The following is a 17373-nucleotide window of genomic DNA, read 5'->3' as shown; positions in this document are numbered from 1 at the left end:
ATCCCGCTGGCAGTTATGGGTCGTTTGCGTCGAAAAAGCCCCGACTCTAAAAACGCGCTGCACGTCGTCTACCCCGGTCGGGCCGGGGTAGCTAACATGGTGGTTAATTAGTCGCCCCTGAAAAGCCACAAATTCACGGCTAAAGCATTGAAACACAATAAATAATTGAAGAAAAAGACGGGCAATAATTGCAAGAAATTAGTAAAATAGATATTAATTTCTTGCAAATTTTTATCGAAAATGAAGCCAAAATCCCAAGAAAGTAGCGGCCAAATCGATCTATTCAACACACCACTGGCCGACCTGTTGAATCCGAAGCATGAGCTTTACCAACTGGCAAATTTGATCGATTGGAAAGTACTGGATGATGCGTTCGGTGAATTTTTTACCGAGAACCAAGGCGCTCCGGCGTTGCCAACGCGTCTTATTGCCGGGCTTCATTACCTCAAACATGCGTTTGCACGCTCGGACGAAGCGGTCGTGGCACAGTGGCTTGAAAATCCCTATTGGCAATATTTTTGTGGCGAAGAGTATTTCCAACACCAGATACCTTGCCACCCCACGTCACTGACCTATTGGCGAAAACGGATCGGAGAAGAAGGTTGCGAGTGGATGTTATCGGTGACGATCCAGGCTGGCGTAGCCAGCAAGACCGTGAAGAAACAGGATTTTGAATCGGTGACGGTTGATAGCACGGTGCAAGAGAAAGCCATCACGTATCCGACCGATGGAAAATTGTATGAACGCTGTCGCCAGCACATGGTACGTCTGGCTGAGCAGCATGAGATTACACTACGGCAGAACTACAACCGCAAAGCCCCCTATTTGCTGATGATGGCGAACCGGTACAGTCATGCCAAGCAAATGAAGCGCAAACGCAAAATGCTCAAACAGCTCAAAACTTTGGTGGGTCGGGTTTACCGAGATATCGAGCGCCAATTGACGGATCAATCCGATGCAGTCAAATTGGCTTTTAAAGAGACGCTAGAGAAAACCCAACGGATTTTGAACCAACAACCCCAGGATAAAAACAAGCTGTACAGTTTCCACGCCACGGAAGTCGAATGCATTTCCAAAGGCAAAGTCCACAAGAAGTATGAATTCGGCGTCAAAGTGGGCATCACCGTCACCAACAAAAGTAATTTTGTGCTCGGCGCCCGCAGCTTTTCCGGTAATCCCTACGATGGACACACCCTGGAATCGTGTCTGGAACAGGCGGAGATTCTAAGCGGTACACGCGCAAAAGAAGCTTTTGTGGATTTAGGATACCGTGGTGTCGAGGTCCCGAACGTGACCATTTACAAAGCCCGGCAAAAGAGAGGAATAAACACCCGGCGACTCAAACGCGCCCTCAAACGCCGCAATGCCATCGAACCCGTCATCGGGCACCTCAAAAACGACGGATTGCTGGGCCGCAATTACCTGAAAGGCGAACTGGGCGATGCCATGCATGCCATCTTATGCGGTGCTGGCCACAATATCCGTATGATCCTCAGGCAGTTGAGGATTTTTTTGCCTCATTTTTGGAGACCGCCATGTCGGATTTTGGCGCGGCCATTGAGCGCGCCGTTTTTATTGTCGGCCTGAATGCTGGTGTTCGGAAAATATCGGCTTTTTCAGGGACGACTAGCTAAGCCCGCTTTATGCGGGCTTTTTTGTGCCGATTGCTTTGAATTAGCCGTTGGCGGCAGATACTGCTCTTAAAATAAGTTAAGCCATATTCATGGGATAATAGACCCATGAAATGCAAACGAGATTCCGACGGTCGAGAAATTGACCATCATACCCTGCAAGTGATGCGTCAGCAGGCCGTGAAAAACGGGCAGACTGCGGCCAGCGTAGCGGCAGCGATGGGCGTCAACATCCGCACGGTGTTTCGCTGGCTGTCAGACTTTGCGACCGGGGGGCAAAATGCGTTGCTGACCAAGAAGATTACAGGTCGCCCGCCGTTGGTCACACCCGACGAAATGCGCTGGATTGCCGAGATGGTGCGGGATAAAACGCCCTGGCAGATGAAACTGGAGTGTGGCTTGTGGACCTTGTCGTTGATAGGCGAAGTCATTTACCGCCAGTTTGGTAAACGTCTGACCGCGCCAAGCGTCGGGCGGATCATGCGGTTGCTGGGGTTTACGCCGCAAAAACCTTTATATCGGGCTTGACAGCAAGACCCAGTTTTAGTCGAAAAGTGGCAGGCAGACGAGTTTCCTGCCTTGAAAGCCGAAGCCAAACGCACCGGCGCGGTGATTTATTTTGCTGACGAAGCGGGCGTCCGTTCTGATTTTCATGCCGGCACCACTTGGGCGCCGGTCGGACGAACACCCATCGTGAAGGCGACCGGGCGACGCTACGGTTTGAATCTGATCTCGGCGGTCAGCGCGCGGGGCGATTTTCGCTTCATGGTGCAGGAAGGCAACGTCACCGCCGAGGTGTTTGTCGAATTCTTGAAGCGCCTGCTGCGTGGTGCCGAACAGCCGATCATTCTGGTCGTCGATGGACATCCGATTCACAAGGCCAAGATTGTAAAGACCTTTGTGGACCAGCAGCAAGGCCGGTTGAAATTGGCCTTTTTGCCACTGTATGCGCCGCAATTGAATCCCGACGAACAGGTCTGGGGCTATATCAATCCGCGCGTCGCCAAGCAAATGCCGGAAAATAAAATCGAATTAAAGAAACTCGTTCAATCGGCCATGCACCGATTACAGAAACTCCCGCAGGTCGTTAAATCTTTCTTTAGGCACCCGGAATGTCGATATGCCGGCGAGTGACAATACTTTCTTTATGAGCAGTAATTCGACGCTTCGTTCGAAATAGTCTCCCTGTACCAGATCAAAGCCGGTGTTACGAGCCAATGCGGCTGTGCGTTTGTCGTCTATTTGCAGTAAGAAGCTTCGGCTGTTGATCGATCTTGCCAAACTGCTTAACTGTTGGAGTTTTTCCAGGAGTTTATTGTCGCGGATACGGTCCAGCTTCAGCGCCGAGATGCCGACGAAGTCGGGCGCTGCGCGAGTAATTAACTCGAAGGCCGATTTTTCCAGCGAGTGATAATCAAACTTCAATGCTAGTTGGTAACCGCGGCGTTGATAATTTTGCAAGCCTCGCAGCAGCAATTGATAAAAACCGGCATAGGCGTTGTTTGCGGCCAGCGTGATGGCGACGTTGGCGGTTTGTAAGCCGCAGGCCACGATCACTTCTTCAAAATAAGCGCCATGATCTTCCTTGACACCGAGAATATGCCGCGGATCGACTTCCAGAAACAATAATTCGTCGTCCCTGAAAAAGCCGATATTTTCCGAACACCAGCATTCAGGCCGACAATAAAAACGGCGCGCTCAATGGCCGCGCCAAAATCCGACATGGCGGTCTCCAAAAATGAGGCAAAAAAATCCTCAACTGCCTGAGGATCATACGGATATTGTGGCCAGCACCGCATAAGATGGCATGCATGGCATCGCCCAGTTCGCCTTTCAGGTAATTGCGGCCCAGCAATCCGTCGTTTTTGAGGTGCCCGATGACGGGTTCGATGGCATTGCGGCGTTTGAGGGCGCGTTTGAGTCGCCGGGTGTTTATTCCTCTCTTTTGCCGGGCTTTGTAAATGGTCACGTTCGGGACCTCGACACCACGGTATCCTAAATCCACAAAAGCTTCTTTTGCGCGTGTACCGCTTAGAATCTCCGCCTGTTCCAGACACGATTCCAGGGTGTGTCCATCGTAGGGATTACCGGAAAAGCTGCGGGCGCCGAGCACAAAATTACTTTTGTTGGTGACGGTGATGCCCACTTTGACGCCGAATTCATACTTCTTGTGGACTTTGCCTTTGGAAATGCATTCGACTTCCGTGGCGTGGAAACTGTACAGCTTGTTTTTATCCTGGGGTTGTTGGTTCAAAATCCGTTGGGTTTTCTCTAGCGTCTCTTTAAAAGCCAATTTGACTGCATCGGATTGATCCGTCAATTGGCGCTCGATATCTCGGTAAACCCGACCCACCAAAGTTTTGAGCTGTTTGAGCATTTTGCGTTTGCGCTTCATTTGCTTGGCATGACTGTACCGGTTCGCCATCATCAGCAAATAGGGGGCTTTGCGGTTGTAGTTCTGCCGTAGTGTAATCTCATGCTGCTCAGCCAGACGTACCATGTGCTGGCGACAGCGTTCATACAATTTTCCATCGGTCGGATACGTGATGGCTTTCTCTTGCACCGTGCTATCAACCGTCACCGATTCAAAATCCTGTTTCTTCACGGTCTTGCTGGCTACGCCAGCCTGGATCGTCACCGATAACATCCACTCGCAACCTTCTTCTCCGATCCGTTTTCGCCAATAGGTCAGTGACGTGGGGTGGCAAGGTATCTGGTGTTGGAAATACTCTTCGCCACAAAAATATTGCCAATAGGGATTTTCAAGCCACTGTGCCACGACCGCTTCGTCCGAGCGTGCAAACGCATGTTTGAGGTAATGAAGCCCGGCAATAAGACGCGTTGGCAACGCCGGAGCGCCTTGGTTCTCGGTAAAAAATTCACCGAACGCATCATCCAGTACTTTCCAATCGATCAAATTTGCCAGTTGGTAAAGCTCATGCTTCGGATTCAACAGGTCGGCCAGTGGTGTGTTGAATAGATCGATTTGGCCGCTACTTTCTTGGGATTTTGGCTTCATTTTCGATAAAAATTTGCAAGAAATTAATATCTATTTTACTAATTTCTTGCAATTATTGCCCGTCTTTTTCTTCAATTATTTATTGTGTTTCAATGCTTTAGCCGTGAATTTGTGGCTTTTCAGGGGCGACTAATTCGTCGAGGTGTGCTTGCGGCAAATAATTCAGCATATGCACGGCGCGCGACATCCGGTCGAAGTTGATGATGGACTCGACATTAGTTTGTTCGGCCTGGGGCTGGGCCAGGTATTGTTCCAGCTCGCTGCTTGGTATCGTTTGTTTGTGAATAGTGGACACGTTCAGTTGCGCGATGTGACCTATAACATTGGCCGTGCGCAAAGTCTGGCGCAGCGGCGACAATCTGCTGCCGATGCAGATGGGGCCGAATACCCCGTGCACAGCGCCGTTGTCCAGCACAAACGGCCGTAAGCCGTTATTGTGTTCCTGCTCAAGTCTATCGTTAAAATATTCGACTAATTGTTGTAAAGGCATGAGTATCTGTCCAGTAAGTCCCTAATAACGGATGTTTTGCTAATAGACGCAGAGGGTAGCGAAACCAACTCATTAAATAAAACGATAATATTTGAAATTAATATGCCTAAATTAGAAGTGCAGCTCCAAAGCTAGGGATGCCGATTTTTAGGAGAGTGGTCAACCTGAACGAGCTGGTGTTTCTATTCGTGGTTTAGAAATGGGACTCGTCCGAATAGGGTTCGGACAAGTCCCGACAAGCCGAATTGCCGGCTGGAAATGTCTTAACGCTGGATTTTGGCCTTCTGAGCCGATGGAATTATTCGCGAACCCGAATTAAGTCGTGGCAGCTTTTGCAGGTAGCGCCGACTTTGCCGAACTGCGCTTTAACTTCCGCGGCATCGCCATTGGCCGCCACTTTTTGCAACTCGTTGGCTTCCTTGATGAACGTCGCTTCGATTTCTTTCACTTCGTCCTGCTTTTCGAAGAATTCGGGCTTCAGACGGGTCGGTTTCCAGCCGGTGCCTTTATCGGTGCCAGGGCCGTAAAGGCTGAGCAGGCCGGAATTGGCTACTGCAGCCACGGCATTCGCGGCCGCGATCACCTGATCCTTGTTGAAGGTTTCCGGATGGTCGGCTGCTTGGGCTTTGATTTTCGCGGTATTCCAGCCTAAGAACGAGTAAGCGGATTGGCGGAAGCGAATCTGGTCTTCCACATCGCCGGCTACGGCCGCCGTCGTGACAGCGCCCAGCGCCAGTGCGACTATCAGTTTCAATTTCATGGGTTAACTCCTTGTGGTTGTAGAAAATGTAACGTTTAAGTTTTTGGATGGGCCGTAGCCCTTTGGAAACTGGCCAACGGCGCCAGATAATTCACAAAGCCGCCGCTCCACACACTCCAGACCACCGTCACCGCGATCAACAAGGTGATCACGAAGCGGAACGGTCCTACCGGTTTGATCGGGGAGGGCGCCAGGGATTTGGGCAGTTGTTTTTTGCCGGTCAGCATGGCACCGACCAGATTGGTTTTTTTCAGGCGTTGGTATAGGACAATCGCGCTGACATGGACGGCTACCAAGCCCAGCAGGATATTCACCGCGTAAATATGCCAGCCGCTCAGTTTGTCGCTGAGCTCTTTGTCTATGCTATGAAACAGCGGGCCTTCAAAAGCAATATCGTCGTTGGCGAATAAGCCGGTGACAGCCAGAAAACTCAATGCAGCCAGCAAAGCAATAATTGCTATGGCACCGGCCGGGTTGTGGCCTACGCCTTGCCATTCGCCTTTGACGTATTCCACCAGCCTGGAAAAGGTCGGAAAGAAATTGGCGAAGCGAGCGTGGGTGGTGCCAATAAAGCCCCAGATCAATCGAAATACCAACAAGCCCAGAATCAAACTGCCGAAGCGGGCATGCCAGTCGGTCAGATTGCCGCCCAATTTGCCGGTGGCGTAAGCGCCGACCACGGCTACTACCAGCAACCAGTGAAACAGGCGTAATGGCCAATCCCAAATATGCACTTCCACTTTCATTGAAATCCTCCCTAGGGTTTAACTGTCGCGCAGATAAGCGTTGAAAAAACTGATGGTTCTATCCCAGGCCAGCTTGGCGGTGGCGGCGTCGTAGCGTGGGGTGGTGTCGTTGTTAAAGCCGTGTTGCACACCTGGATAAGTGTGGGCTTCGTAATTGACGCCGGCTTTTTGCAAGGCCGCTTCATAGGCCGGCCAACCGGCATTGATGCGGTCGTCGATGCCGGCGTAATGGATCAGTAACGGGGCTTTGATTTTTGCGACCTGATCGGCGGCGGGTTGGGCGCCGTAGAATGGTACGCCGGCCGCCAGATCCGGCAGCCGGGTGGCCAGGAAATTGACGATGCCGCCGCCGTAGCAAAAGCCTACCGCGCCGAGCTTGCCGTTACTTTGCGGCAGTTTTTTGATGGCTTGCGCCGCCGCCAAAAAGTCGGCCTGGGTTTTCTCTTTATCCAGTTTTTGGAACAATTCCCGTGCCTTGTCTTCGTCGCCGGGATAACCGGCCAAGGTAAACAACGCGTCCGGTGCGAAGGCTATGAAATTATCCAGCGCCAGACGACGGGCGATGTCTTGGATATGCGGATTCAAGCCCCGGTTTTCGTGGATAACCAGCACCACCGGCAGTTTGCCAGCGGCTTTGGCCGGTTGCACCAAGTAACCGCGAATCTTGCCGTTACCGTGTGGGGAGGGGTATTCCACATACGTGGCTTTGATGCGCGGATCGTCGTCGGCGACTTGTTTCGCTTCGGCGAAACGCGGATTCAGCGCTTCCAGCAGCGCTTCGGCGGTCAGGCCGAGCAAGGCATATTTAGGTACGGATGATAAAAAATCCCGCCTGGAAATATCGCCGTGCACATATTTGTCGAAAGCTTGTAAGGCTTCCGGATGAAATTCTTGAGCGGTCTTGCGCGCCATCCTGCAGTTCTCCTAAAGGTGTGTGCCTAAACCCAAATAAACCGTGGACGCAATGGCTGCATTCCTGGTTTTGGTGTGGTTCGGGTTGTTTTTGTGCTCCGGCGTTTGGCGCCGTGATTAACTAGCCGGGCAAGCTCGTTACCCGGCCGGATCATGATTTATTGCGGAACCGTCAGAACCGACAGCTTGGTGACGCCGGCGCGTTCGATGGATGACATCACCTTGGCAACGATGCCGTATTGCACCGCGTCGTCCGCGTTCAGATTTAACGCAAACTCCGGATTGGCCGCCAGGCGGTTTCTCAGTTCGCCTTCGATGATTTCCAGCGGAAACTCCTGTTTATCGATGTAGATTTTGCCTTGCGCATCGACACTCAGGTAAGACGCCTGTTTGTCATCCGGTGGCGCGGTTTCCGCGGTTTTCGGCAGATTGACGTGTACGGCTTGGGTTAATAAGGGCGCGGTGACGATAAACACCACCAGCAGTACCAACATCACATCCACCAATGGGGTGACGTTGATTTCGCCCATGACGTCATCGCCGCCGTCTTCTTTAGTATTGAATGCCATTATGCGTGCGCCTCTTTCGCGATCAATTCTTCATGGGTATCTTTGAGATTGGATTTTTTGCCGCCGCTGACATCGGTCAAACGTGCGGACGCTGCTGCCGCTGCCGGTTTGCTGCCGGCGCGTTCGATGATGAACGAGCTTTTCAGAGCCAAATGCACAAAATCGATGGCAAAATCATCCAAAAAGGCCCAAACCACTTTATTGCGGCGGATGAAAAAGTTGTAACCCACCACCGCCGGCACCGCGACCGCGATACCGACTGCGGTGGCGATCAACGCTTCACCAATAGGACCCGCAACGACTTCCAAACTGGCCGAGCCGGTTTTGCTGATATTGGTCAAGGCACCCATGATGCCCCAGACGGTACCGAACAAGCCGACGAACGGCGAGATACTGCCGATGGTCGCCAGCACCGCCAGACCGCTTTCCAGCGAGCCGCGCTCCTTTTGCATTTGCTGACGCAAGCGTCTGTCCAGCAACTCTTGCCTGTCCCAGGTGTGTTCCAAATCGTGAGTAGAGGCGCCGCCGTCGGTTTCGATCAATGTCGAAAAACCGATGCCGGCGACTCGGGCAGCCGGGCCATCCTGGTTTTCCAAATGCGCGGCCGCCTGGATATTCGGAGCGCTCCAAAATTCCTTGTTATAGCGACGGTTGTGATACGAAATACGGATGTGTTGTACGCCTTTGATCAGGATTAAGCCCCAGGTCACGACCGAGGCGGCGATTAAGGTATTCAGGGTGCCATCGACGATGACGTTGGTTGCGATATCAGACATTTTTGATCCTCAAAAAATAATTACAATTTAAAAGTGAATGGAACCGTGGTGTAGCGGGCAATCGGCGTGTCGCCGCGCTTGGCCGGTACGAAAGACCACTTAAGAACGGCTTTGACGGCAGCATCGTCCAGGACTTTCTGGCCGCTGGATTTGCTGACGGTCACGCTATCGGTGGTGCCGTCGGGCAGCACGTGTACTTTCATTACCACTTTGCCTTCCCAGCCGCGTTCTTGCGCAACTTCCGGGTATTCGGGTAGAGGGTTGTGCAGGTAGGCCGCGTCGGCTACCGGTTCGGTGATTTTTTCTTCAACCACTGGCGCGGGAGGCGCTGGCGGAGCCGGTGGGGCGTTGTCTACTACCGGCCCTTCAACAGGCGCCGGCGCAGGTGCTTCCTCAACAACTTTGGGCACCGGTTGGATTTTTGGCGGCTTTAGCGGTACGACCTTGGGTTTGGGCGGTTGCGGTTTAACTTTTGGCGGCGGTGGCGGCACCGGTTTTGGTTGCGGCCTGGTCAGGGTGATCTGGACTTTGGTCTCTGGTTTGATGGGCTCGACAATTTCTTGCTCAAACGCTGCGCCACTGAAATGATCGACTACCGTATTGTGGATAAAGATTGTTAGTGCGCCGATTAATAGAAAATCGACCCATTTGTGATCGCGGGTTTCGGTGACGTACTTAAAATCCCCCAAGGCCACTGCTACGCGCGAATGCGTCAAACCTTCTGGCAACTGAGCAACAGGCGATTTTAATGAAACCACCTCTGCCGCGTCCCAATCCGCGGGGGCTCCCGCCGGTACCAGTTTATTAAAAGTTGCTAAAGGACTACTCATGCCAATGTTCCCCATTTCTTAAATATAAAGGCCATATTCCCCGTTGTGCCGCGTAAAGTAAGCGATTGTTTAAAATGATGAATAGGCTTTGATCGGTGCTATTGATTTCTAATAAAGCACGAGCTGTGCCAGATTGTCGGATAGTGTCGCTATGTCTGGCTTGGATGGAGAGTTAGAACGCTAAGTGATTTATTTATCGATTGTTTTTCAGGGCAAACGCCGGGCGATGTGCCAGCGGATAGCTAGGAGTTTCCGCGGGTATTTAATCCCGCATTGCTTGCTGAGCACCAATTTCACAGGTCTTGTGTTTAAAGGGTGTTTGCAGGGCAACAGTTGTTGAGTGGCAGAGTTGCCTTAGCCGCAAACGACAACTTGCGTTGAGTGTGGAGTGGGCCTAAGTAAGCCGGCGAGGACGCGCAACTGTCGGCTTGCGTCGCCAATGCCGACAGCTACAGAAAATCTTTGGGTTTGGTCGGAGCTTTCGTCCGCCGCCAATTCCAATACTTGCGACAAGCTTTGGTAGGCGGTTTGGGATTGCAATTATTGCCGTTCCGCTTGTTTATCGTGCAAGTTGCGAGTGGTAAGCACCACCGCCAGACAAGCGATAAGGGAATATCGAAAAAACTTTCCACATAATCGAAAGAGCGCTGGATTTTCTGGGCCAAGCTGGCTTGTTCAATTAAAGTTAAGCTCCAGACCGGCCTGCCTGATGTAGCGGTATACCCTGGCGCTATCTATCACGCGTATTCCGTTCGGGCTGAGCTCGCCGACGCCGAGGTTGGGGCGCCCTTCGATAAACTTATCCTCAGGCTCAAAGGCTAACGGTATGTAAGGGCGGGGTTAATAGTTTGCCGGCAGCTACAAGTTTACGCCGTGGTGGCTTAGCCATGGCTTTAGTAAACTCAATAGCAGCCCGGCTGTACCGCTACCGACAATGACCGGAATAACCCCGGCTTTGTAGCGAAACAAAGCCAGTATGGCGGCCAGCCCAATTACCAGAGCGACCTTATCCGCCACGTCTTCAAATCCCTGGGGCCAGAAGACGTGATAGGCAAAGAATACGGCCAGATTTAAAATGACACCCACCACGGCGGCGGTAATGCCGGTTAATGGTGCGGTGAATTTCAAATTGTTGTGAGTCGATTCCACGAGCGGTCCGCCGGCCAGAATGAACAGAAAGCTGGGCAGGAAGGTGAAGTAAGTCACCACAGTTGCGGCTAGCGCGCCCGCTAAAAATATATGCTCGCCGCCGAATAGCGTCTGGTTCCAGCCGGCGACGAAGCCGACGAAGGTGACGACCATGATTAGCGGACCGGGCGTGGTTTCGCCCAAGGCCAGACCGTCAATCATTTGTGTTGGTGTCAGCCAGTGGTAATGTTCCACCGCGCCTTGGTAGACATAAGGCAACACCGCATAGGCGCCGCCGAACGTGAGCAGGGCAGCTTTGGTAAAAAACCACCCCATCTGCGTTAATGCGCCGTCCCAGCCGTACTGAGTGCAAAGCCAACCGAGCGCACATCCCCAAAGTCCCAGACCGATTAAAGCCAGCCTGACCAGCTTACCGGTGTTGAAGCGGGCGTGCTCAGGTGTAGGCGTGTTGTCGTCTATCAATGCCGTGCCGAAATGTGGGTTAGATTTGCCGTGACCGCCGCCCAAATTAAAATATTTGGGAGCCAGTTTACCGCCAAGCGCGCCGAGTAAGCCGGCGACGAACACGATTAGCGGAAACGGTATTCGCAACGCAAAAATAGCCAGAAACGCTAGGGCGGCGATTGCCCATAACAAAGCGTTTTTCAAGGCCCGTGAGCCGATCCGATACGCGGCAAACAATACAATCGCGGTCACGGCGGGTTTTATGCCATACAGTATCCCGGCCACGGCCGGTAAATGCCCGTAAGCCATATAAACCCAACCCAAACCGATTAGAATCAACAAGGATGGCAATACAAACAAGCCGCCGGCCATGATGCCGCCCCAGCTGCGATGCATCAGCCAGCCAATATAGGTTGCTAATTGTTGGGCTTCCGGGCCGGGCAGCAGCATGCAGTAATTTAAGGCATGCAGGTAACGGCGCTCCGAGATCCAGCGCTTATTTTCTACCAGATCCTGATGCATGATGGCGATCTGCCCGGCGGGACCGCCGAAGCTGATAAAGCCCAGTTTCAGCCAATACCAAAAAGCTTGTTTCAAACTCACTGGTGGCGGTGGATTGCGGGATGCCTGATTGTCGTTCATCGGTCTGTTCCTGAGACGGCCTTAGAAAAAGTGTCGAAATTATTTCCCGGTTTTGATCGGCGAAGCAAAGCCGGCTTGCCATGAATTTGCCTGGTTTGGTGCGTGTCTTCGTCGCTTGGCATCAATTATGCTCGAAAATTTATGAGATTTGTTTGTCAACTAATTGACTATCATAAGAAAAATTTTGCAACTAAGCGTTTTAAAATTCGCCACGCAACCGGTATCGGGCTATTATTAAACCCGTTTCCAGGGTTGTATTTGCAGCCTGGTTCGCAGTACGGAATTAAAAATGTGTTAAGCGATCAATGCTTAGTTAGGAACGCATTTGCTATAGCGGATTGTTAATCGTCAGGGTAATTTGGCCGCTACCGGCAGATAGCTGAGACCGAGCGGGTTGGACAAGCTTCTTTAACAGGAGGGTTTGTTCACCGTGTTCATAATGCCAACTTTGGAACAGGAGGAAATCATGAAAGCCCATGATTTTTCGTTTCTAAAGCAGTCCAAACCCATTTCCGCTGTCATTGGCGGTTGGCTAGTTATTTGTGCGCTAAACGTCCTCGCGGATGCGCCGCCACCGGTAAGTTTTGAAACGCCATCCGCGTTAATTCTGACCCCTTCGGATCAAGCGCTGACAGCCGATGCCACTGATAGCTCGAATCTTTTGTTAAGTAATGCCGGGCGAAGCACGGCAAACCTTAAACCGACTGAAAAACGCAAAAGCCGGCCGGTGAACTTGGGCTGCGGTGTCGATGTAAACCAATTCCCCAGTGAAGACAATTCCTTGTCCAGTCGATTGGTTGGGGCATGCGATTTGAAGCTTCGTTACTGAAATTAAGTATCTGTTGGTCGGACAAGATTCAGGTCTGGAAATGCGCTTAGCCGACCAAATGCTGGATTTGCTGACTGGTAATCGCGACGGTATTTAATTTGCGGATTTGCGGTTCGATGCCGTCGAAATTGCCGCGAAATTCCATCAGGCGCAATTCGGCTTCAATATCGGCTACTTCCAGCAGGTTTTTCAGCAGCCTATCCTGCATTTCCCGCAAGCCGCGGTGCCGGCCGAAATAACCTTCCAGGCACTCGCCCACCAGCATGAATGCTGCCGCAAACACCGTCAATACTGCAAAAGCCAGTACCAACTTTGGGATACCCTGAGTTAATGCCGCTATCAATGCGCCCGCCGACACGGTGGCGATGGTGCTGCCGATCAGACGCAAGCGCACAGAGCCTCGCAAACGCGTGTTCAGCAAATTATAAACACTCAAACACTCCTGTCTGACCAGGCCCTTGGTGCTCATGGCTAAATCGACCAGTAGTTGGGATTGCGACGCACTGTCTTGCCCGATTAATTTTCCGGGCCTGAGGGTTTCGGTGTAACCGGGGTGTTTCGCGCAAATTTGATCCAGCAATTCCGGTCTTAACCTGCTCAGCAGGTTGACCAGAGCCTGAATATCTAGAGCGATTGAGTCAAGCATGCATATCTCCACCGGGGCGTGTAAATGGATAACTGCCCGATAATAACCGGGCTTTGGCTATTGCGGGCACTGATTTTTTAGCATTGCGCAATTTTAGGAGAATTGGCGCAAAAACCAAGGAGATAAGCTTTGTTAAACCAGCAGCCTTATGCATGAAGGATTAACATGTCAATTAATCGCCGTTTTGCTGGGGTGAGCGCGGAGGAAGAATGGTTTCCTGATTCGCAAGCTGTTTTAGCAAAATGCCTTGCGCGCCATCGTCATTTGGGCATTACCCTGGTGCACAAAAGCAAGCTTAAATCCTGACAGCCTCGCTAGCCCTCTACTTACCCTTCCGTCGGATTATTGAATGCACACTCTTGTGCGTTTTAGTAGCTTTCCGTCCGGAAGGGCTTTGAGCGCCTAGTGGCAATCGAATTGCTTAGGCCAATCCCGGTAATTAAACACCTGACCTTCTTGACGCACGGTATCAACTGCGGCCAAATCCAGATCAGCGTAAACCCATTGCGTCTGGTTATATTCGCCTATCGCCAGAATGCCATTGTTGGGAAAGCCACGATCCACCGGTGTGTAAATCGCCGCCGCGCCGCAGTTGATGTCTACCGCTTCCGACCAATCGGCGTTACCCACCAATGAGGCTTGCACTACATAACATTGATTTTCCAAAGCACGGGCTTGGCAACCGATGCGCACCCGGTAATAACCGGCCTCGGTATCGGTGCAGCTGGGCACCAGAATCAAAGTGGCGCCGCGCTCGGCTTGCTGGCGGGCGTAATGCGGAAACTCGCTGTCGTAACAGATATTGATCGCCACTTTGCCGAACACCGTGTCGAACAATTTAATGTCCAGGCCGCGGGAAATATGCCATTGCTCGTTTTCGAAGCGGGTCATCGTCAGTTTTTCCTGATAACCCACATCGCCTTGCGGGGTGAAGAAATAGGCGTGATTGCGAAATTCGCCGCTGTCGTGTTTTACCGGATAGGTACCGGCCTGAATATAAACCCGATGCTCGGCGGCCAGGGTTTTGAACAAGTCCAGATATTTCGGCAGCAGGGTTTGTAACGCATCCAACTGGCCGTTCAAGGACGAATACACTTCCTTAGGAAACAGGGACGCCAGTTCCATGCAGGCATATTCTGGGAACAGCAGAATGTCGGCCTTATTGTCGGCCGCTTCCTTGACCCAACGGCGGGCCTTGATTTCAAAGTTTTCCCAGGTTTCCAGGAAGCTGATGTCGTATTGGGCGCTGGCGATTTTAGGCATTGCGGTCTTCCTTCAGCCAAAATGTCATCGGTTTGGCGGTTTCTGCGACGTCGTCGAGATCCTTCCAGGTGTAGGTGGTTTTCAACTCGGGATGTTTGAAGTAGCCGCGCTTGTTCCAGAAAGCGTCCAGCGGTACGTAATCGGCCGGCCGGCGCGGGTGGTCAAGCGGGCGCTCGACGCAGCAGAAGGTGATATGTTTGAAACCACCTAAATCTTCGGCATGGGCTTCGCGTTGTTCGAAGAAGCGCACGCCAATACCGAGGCCGCGATAAGCCTTGTTCAACACCGATTCGCCGCAATAAAACACCTCGTCGGGGTTGTAGCCGTTTTCGACGAAGGGTTTTTTGACTTCGTCGGTTTCATATTTCAACGGAATGGCTGTCGACGCGCCGATGATGGCGTCGCCGTCGAACGCCAACACGATGACGCTTTCCGGGCAGTTTATGTAAGTTTGCAGGTATTTCTTCTCGTACTCGTAATCGCCGTCATACAGATACGGGAAATCCCGGAACACCTCAATGCGCAGGCGCGCCAGTTCCGGGATGTATTGAATCAAGGCGTCGCCGCTGAGGCGCTGGATGCGGATGTCTTTGCTCATGCTGGTTTGCGGTTGAATGAAAACAAAATGTCGGTCGCCAAGCTTAAGGCGGGAGTGGCATATTGTATTGTAGGCAGTGGCGGATTGCCTATGGCAAAGGTTGATGAATCCATTCCACCAGCCAGCTAATCGAATTTCAAAGTTGCTCCCGTTTCGTCGAAGCGTAACAGGTCGATCTCGCCATCCGCGTCCGTTATTTCCGCTGCGGCTAGCATCCCGTTAGCATGGTAGGTGTAGACATGGCGCAATTCCACTTCGCCGTAGACCAGTTTTTCCAGTAGCATCAGACGTTGCTCGGCATCGTAGCGGCCGCGAAAATAGGTGTTGCGGTTTTCCAGATGGCTTGCATCTTCCAGTTCGTTGACCAGTTTCAACGGTAATTTCACGCCGCTATAGCTGATGAAATAGCGGTACTCACAGTTTCCCAATTCCACTTCGATTTTCCCAAGTCAAAGAAACTAATTTCCGCAATATTTGTGCCGGAATAAGTGGGCCGAATTGTCAGGGTTTCTTGCCGGTTTAAGCGGATAACGCTGTGGTAAATCGTTCGCTATGGGTCTTGATTGTCGGATTTGCTACATGGCGGGTTAAGTAACGGAGGCTTGGAAATGTAACAACTGCGCCAATGACAGGGCGGATACGCATGGCGCATCCGCCAAGCTTGTCTGGCTTCGTTTTTGCTTGATCCAGGTTTTTAAGCAGCTTGGTGCCTATGAAACTGTTTCTGGATTGGTCGTCTTATGAAAACGCCGGGATGGGCGACGCCTATGCCGATATTCCCAAGCACGGCGCCGATTTCGCCAAGGCCGTGGCGGTTTGCATCGGTAGCCGGCAATGCGAGCGGGATGCTAAAGGGGTGATGTGCCCAAGCTTTAGGGTGACGCAAAATGCCGGTTTGTCGCCGGGTGGCCGGGTCAAGGCTCTGAAGGCCGCGTTGAATGCCGACAACGAAGACGCATTTTTCAATCGGGACCTGGCCGAAGCCATGGCCTTATGCGTCAGCTGCAAGGGTTGCAAACGCGAGTGCGAAAACGAAGTGGATATGGCCCTGATCAAAGCCGAGTTTCTGGCGCAACAAGTAAAGCGTAACGGCGTTCCAGTACGCCGGCGGCTGTGGGCGGAGTTACCGAAAATACTGCGTTGGCGCGGACTGGGGCCTTTGATCAATTGGCGAAATCATTCTCCCATGCTGGCGCGCTTAGGCGAAGCCTGGCTGGGTATCAGTGCTAAAGTCCGTTTGCCGGAACCGGCCAAGCTACCATTTCAAGTACACACGCAATCCGAATTAAGTTTGCATCCGGAGTTGGCAGATAAACAAGTCATCTTACTGGTTGATACCTTCAATTACTACTTCAATCCCGCCGCCGCCGAAGCTGCCAAAAAGCTGTTGAATAGCGCCGGCTATCACGTACACATCGCCACGCCGTTGGCGGGTGACGACGCTGACCGCCCTTTGTGTTGCGGGCGCACTTATTTTTCCAACGGCCTGATAGACAAGGCCCGCACCGAGGCGACACGCATGGTCACGGCGCTGGCTGAACATGTTGCCGCCGGCCGCACCATTATCGGTCTGGAGCCGTCCTGCATCCTCAGTTTACGCGACGAATATTTGAAATTAGGCTTGGGCGAACCGGCGCAAAATCTGGCGGAAAAAGTCTTGTTGCTGGAAGAGTTTATCGTCCGCGAGCAAGCCGGCAAACGCTGGCCTATCGCGTTTCAAGCCATTCCTGGCGTCAACAGTTTGCTATTGCACGGCCATTGCCATCAAAAAGCCGTTGGTGCCATCAAATCGGTACGCAAACTGCTGAAACAACTGCCTGATTTGAAATTCGAATTAATCGAATCGTCGTGTTGCGGCATGGCCGGTAATTTCGGCGTCGAAGCCGAGCATTACGAGCAAGCCCAGGCCATGGCCGAGTTGGCCTTATTTCCGGCCTTACGCGCCGAACCCGATGCGCTGCTGGTCAGCAACGGTTTTTCTTGCCAGCAGCAAATCGGCAACGGCGGATTCGCCAAGCCGTTGCATTTAGCCGAAGTACTTTGTTTAGCCTTACCGTCACAGGATTGAT

At 52.1% G+C, this 17373-nt stretch carries 18 protein-coding genes and 1 pseudogene; 5 read left to right on the top strand and 14 right to left on the bottom strand.

Features of this window, described 5'->3' with window-relative positions; all coding sequences use genetic code 11:
* Positions 1-240: 240 nt before the first annotated feature.
* Together EBB_RS23260 and EBB_RS23255 are read left to right on the top strand one after the other, a co-directional pair.
* A complete protein-coding gene (locus EBB_RS23260; protein ID WP_225587194.1) occupies positions 241-1587 on the top strand; it encodes an IS5 family transposase in 1347 nt (448 codons plus the stop codon).
* A gap of 152 nt (positions 1588-1739) precedes the next feature.
* Positions 1740-2765: pseudogene (locus EBB_RS23255) on the top strand (IS630 family transposase).
* On the opposite strand, the gene EBB_RS23250 reads toward EBB_RS23255, so the two are convergent.
* From EBB_RS23250 to chrA, 10 genes are all read right to left on the bottom strand, one after another.
* Positions 2697-3257 (bottom strand): EAL domain-containing protein, encoded by a 561-nt coding sequence (locus tag EBB_RS23250; protein ID WP_225587723.1) that lies wholly within the window; start codon positions 3255-3257, stop codon positions 2697-2699. The pseudogene EBB_RS23255 and the gene EBB_RS23250 sit on opposite strands and share 69 nt — an antisense overlap.
* A 46-nt stretch (positions 3258-3303) precedes the next feature.
* On the bottom strand, positions 3304-4650 hold the full coding sequence (locus EBB_RS23245) for an IS5 family transposase (RefSeq protein WP_225587194.1): 1347 nt from the start codon (positions 4648-4650) through the stop codon (positions 3304-3306).
* 97 nt (positions 4651-4747) lie between these two features.
* Positions 4748-5140: a hypothetical protein gene (locus EBB_RS23240; protein ID WP_192396032.1), complete on the bottom strand. Its 393-nt coding sequence runs from the start codon at positions 5138-5140 to the stop codon at positions 4748-4750.
* Positions 5141-5438: 298 nt separating this feature from the next.
* Positions 5439-5900 carry a c-type cytochrome gene (locus EBB_RS23235; RefSeq protein ID WP_192396031.1) on the bottom strand — a complete coding sequence of 154 codons (462 nt, stop codon included), beginning with the start codon at positions 5898-5900 and terminating at the stop codon, positions 5439-5441.
* 35 nt (positions 5901-5935) lie between these two features.
* Positions 5936-6646, bottom strand: coding sequence for a cytochrome b/b6 domain-containing protein (locus tag EBB_RS23230; protein WP_192396030.1), 711 nt, complete (start codon positions 6644-6646; stop codon positions 5936-5938).
* A gap of 18 nt (positions 6647-6664) precedes the next feature.
* Positions 6665-7558, bottom strand: a complete 894-nt coding sequence (locus EBB_RS23225; RefSeq protein WP_192396029.1) for a dienelactone hydrolase family protein — start codon at positions 7556-7558, stop codon at positions 6665-6667.
* Positions 7559-7716: 158 nt separating this feature from the next.
* On the bottom strand, positions 7717-8127 hold the full coding sequence (locus EBB_RS23220; RefSeq protein WP_171695287.1) for an ExbD/TolR family protein: 411 nt from the start codon (positions 8125-8127) through the stop codon (positions 7717-7719).
* Positions 8127-8903, bottom strand: a complete 777-nt coding sequence (locus EBB_RS23215) for a MotA/TolQ/ExbB proton channel family protein (protein WP_192396028.1) — start codon at positions 8901-8903, stop codon at positions 8127-8129. The genes EBB_RS23220 and EBB_RS23215 overlap by 1 nt, the downstream gene beginning before the upstream one ends.
* Before the next feature lie 20 nt (positions 8904-8923).
* Positions 8924-9733 carry an energy transducer TonB gene (locus EBB_RS23210; RefSeq protein WP_192396027.1) on the bottom strand — a complete coding sequence of 270 codons (810 nt, stop codon included), beginning with the start codon at positions 9731-9733 and terminating at the stop codon, positions 8924-8926.
* An 858-nt stretch (positions 9734-10591) separates the two neighbouring features.
* Entirely contained in the window at positions 10592-11968 is a 1377-nt protein-coding gene (gene chrA, locus EBB_RS23205) for a chromate efflux transporter (RefSeq protein ID WP_192396026.1), read from the bottom strand.
* Between the two features lie 466 nt (positions 11969-12434).
* On the opposite strand from chrA, the gene EBB_RS23200 reads away from it, so the two are divergent.
* A complete protein-coding gene (locus EBB_RS23200) occupies positions 12435-12797 on the top strand; it encodes a hypothetical protein (RefSeq protein ID WP_192396025.1) in 363 nt (120 codons plus the stop codon).
* A gap of 46 nt (positions 12798-12843) precedes the next feature.
* On the opposite strand, the gene EBB_RS23195 is transcribed toward EBB_RS23200, so the two are convergent.
* Positions 12844-13443, bottom strand: a complete 600-nt coding sequence (locus EBB_RS23195; RefSeq protein WP_192396024.1) for a hypothetical protein — start codon at positions 13441-13443, stop codon at positions 12844-12846.
* A 165-nt stretch (positions 13444-13608) separates the two neighbouring features.
* Between EBB_RS23195 and EBB_RS23190 the strand changes: the two genes are divergently transcribed.
* The gene (locus EBB_RS23190) at positions 13609-13749 is read left to right on the top strand and encodes a hypothetical protein (RefSeq protein ID WP_192396023.1); all 141 of its coding nucleotides are present in this window, start codon (positions 13609-13611) and stop codon (positions 13747-13749) included.
* A 96-nt stretch (positions 13750-13845) separates the two neighbouring features.
* On the opposite strand, the gene EBB_RS23185 is transcribed toward EBB_RS23190, so the two are convergent.
* The 3 genes from EBB_RS23185 to EBB_RS23175 form a co-directional block, all read right to left on the bottom strand.
* Complete coding sequence (locus EBB_RS23185; protein ID WP_192396022.1) at positions 13846-14706, bottom strand: carbon-nitrogen hydrolase family protein; 861 nt, start codon at positions 14704-14706, stop codon at positions 13846-13848.
* The gene (locus tag EBB_RS23180; RefSeq protein ID WP_192396021.1) at positions 14699-15304 is read right to left on the bottom strand and encodes a GNAT family N-acetyltransferase; all 606 of its coding nucleotides are present in this window, start codon (positions 15302-15304) and stop codon (positions 14699-14701) included. Before EBB_RS23180 ends, EBB_RS23185 begins: the two co-directional genes overlap by 8 nt.
* A gap of 125 nt (positions 15305-15429) precedes the next feature.
* Positions 15430-15738 (bottom strand): DUF6156 family protein, encoded by a 309-nt coding sequence (locus tag EBB_RS23175; RefSeq protein WP_192396020.1) that lies wholly within the window; start codon positions 15736-15738, stop codon positions 15430-15432.
* Positions 15739-16016: 278 nt separating this feature from the next.
* Between EBB_RS23175 and EBB_RS23170 the strand changes: the two genes are divergently transcribed.
* Positions 16017-17372 carry a (Fe-S)-binding protein gene (locus tag EBB_RS23170; protein ID WP_192396019.1) on the top strand — a complete coding sequence of 452 codons (1356 nt, stop codon included), beginning with the start codon at positions 16017-16019 and terminating at the stop codon, positions 17370-17372.
* The last annotated feature ends 1 nt before the right edge of the window (position 17373 follow it).

Source organism: Methylomonas fluvii (genome assembly GCF_014850975.1).
In the GTDB taxonomy this organism is placed as follows: domain Bacteria; phylum Pseudomonadota; class Gammaproteobacteria; order Methylococcales; family Methylomonadaceae; genus Methylomonas; species Methylomonas fluvii.
The sequence above is the reverse complement of the archived record's forward strand: the minus strand, read 5'-3'. Positions and strand labels throughout refer to the sequence as shown.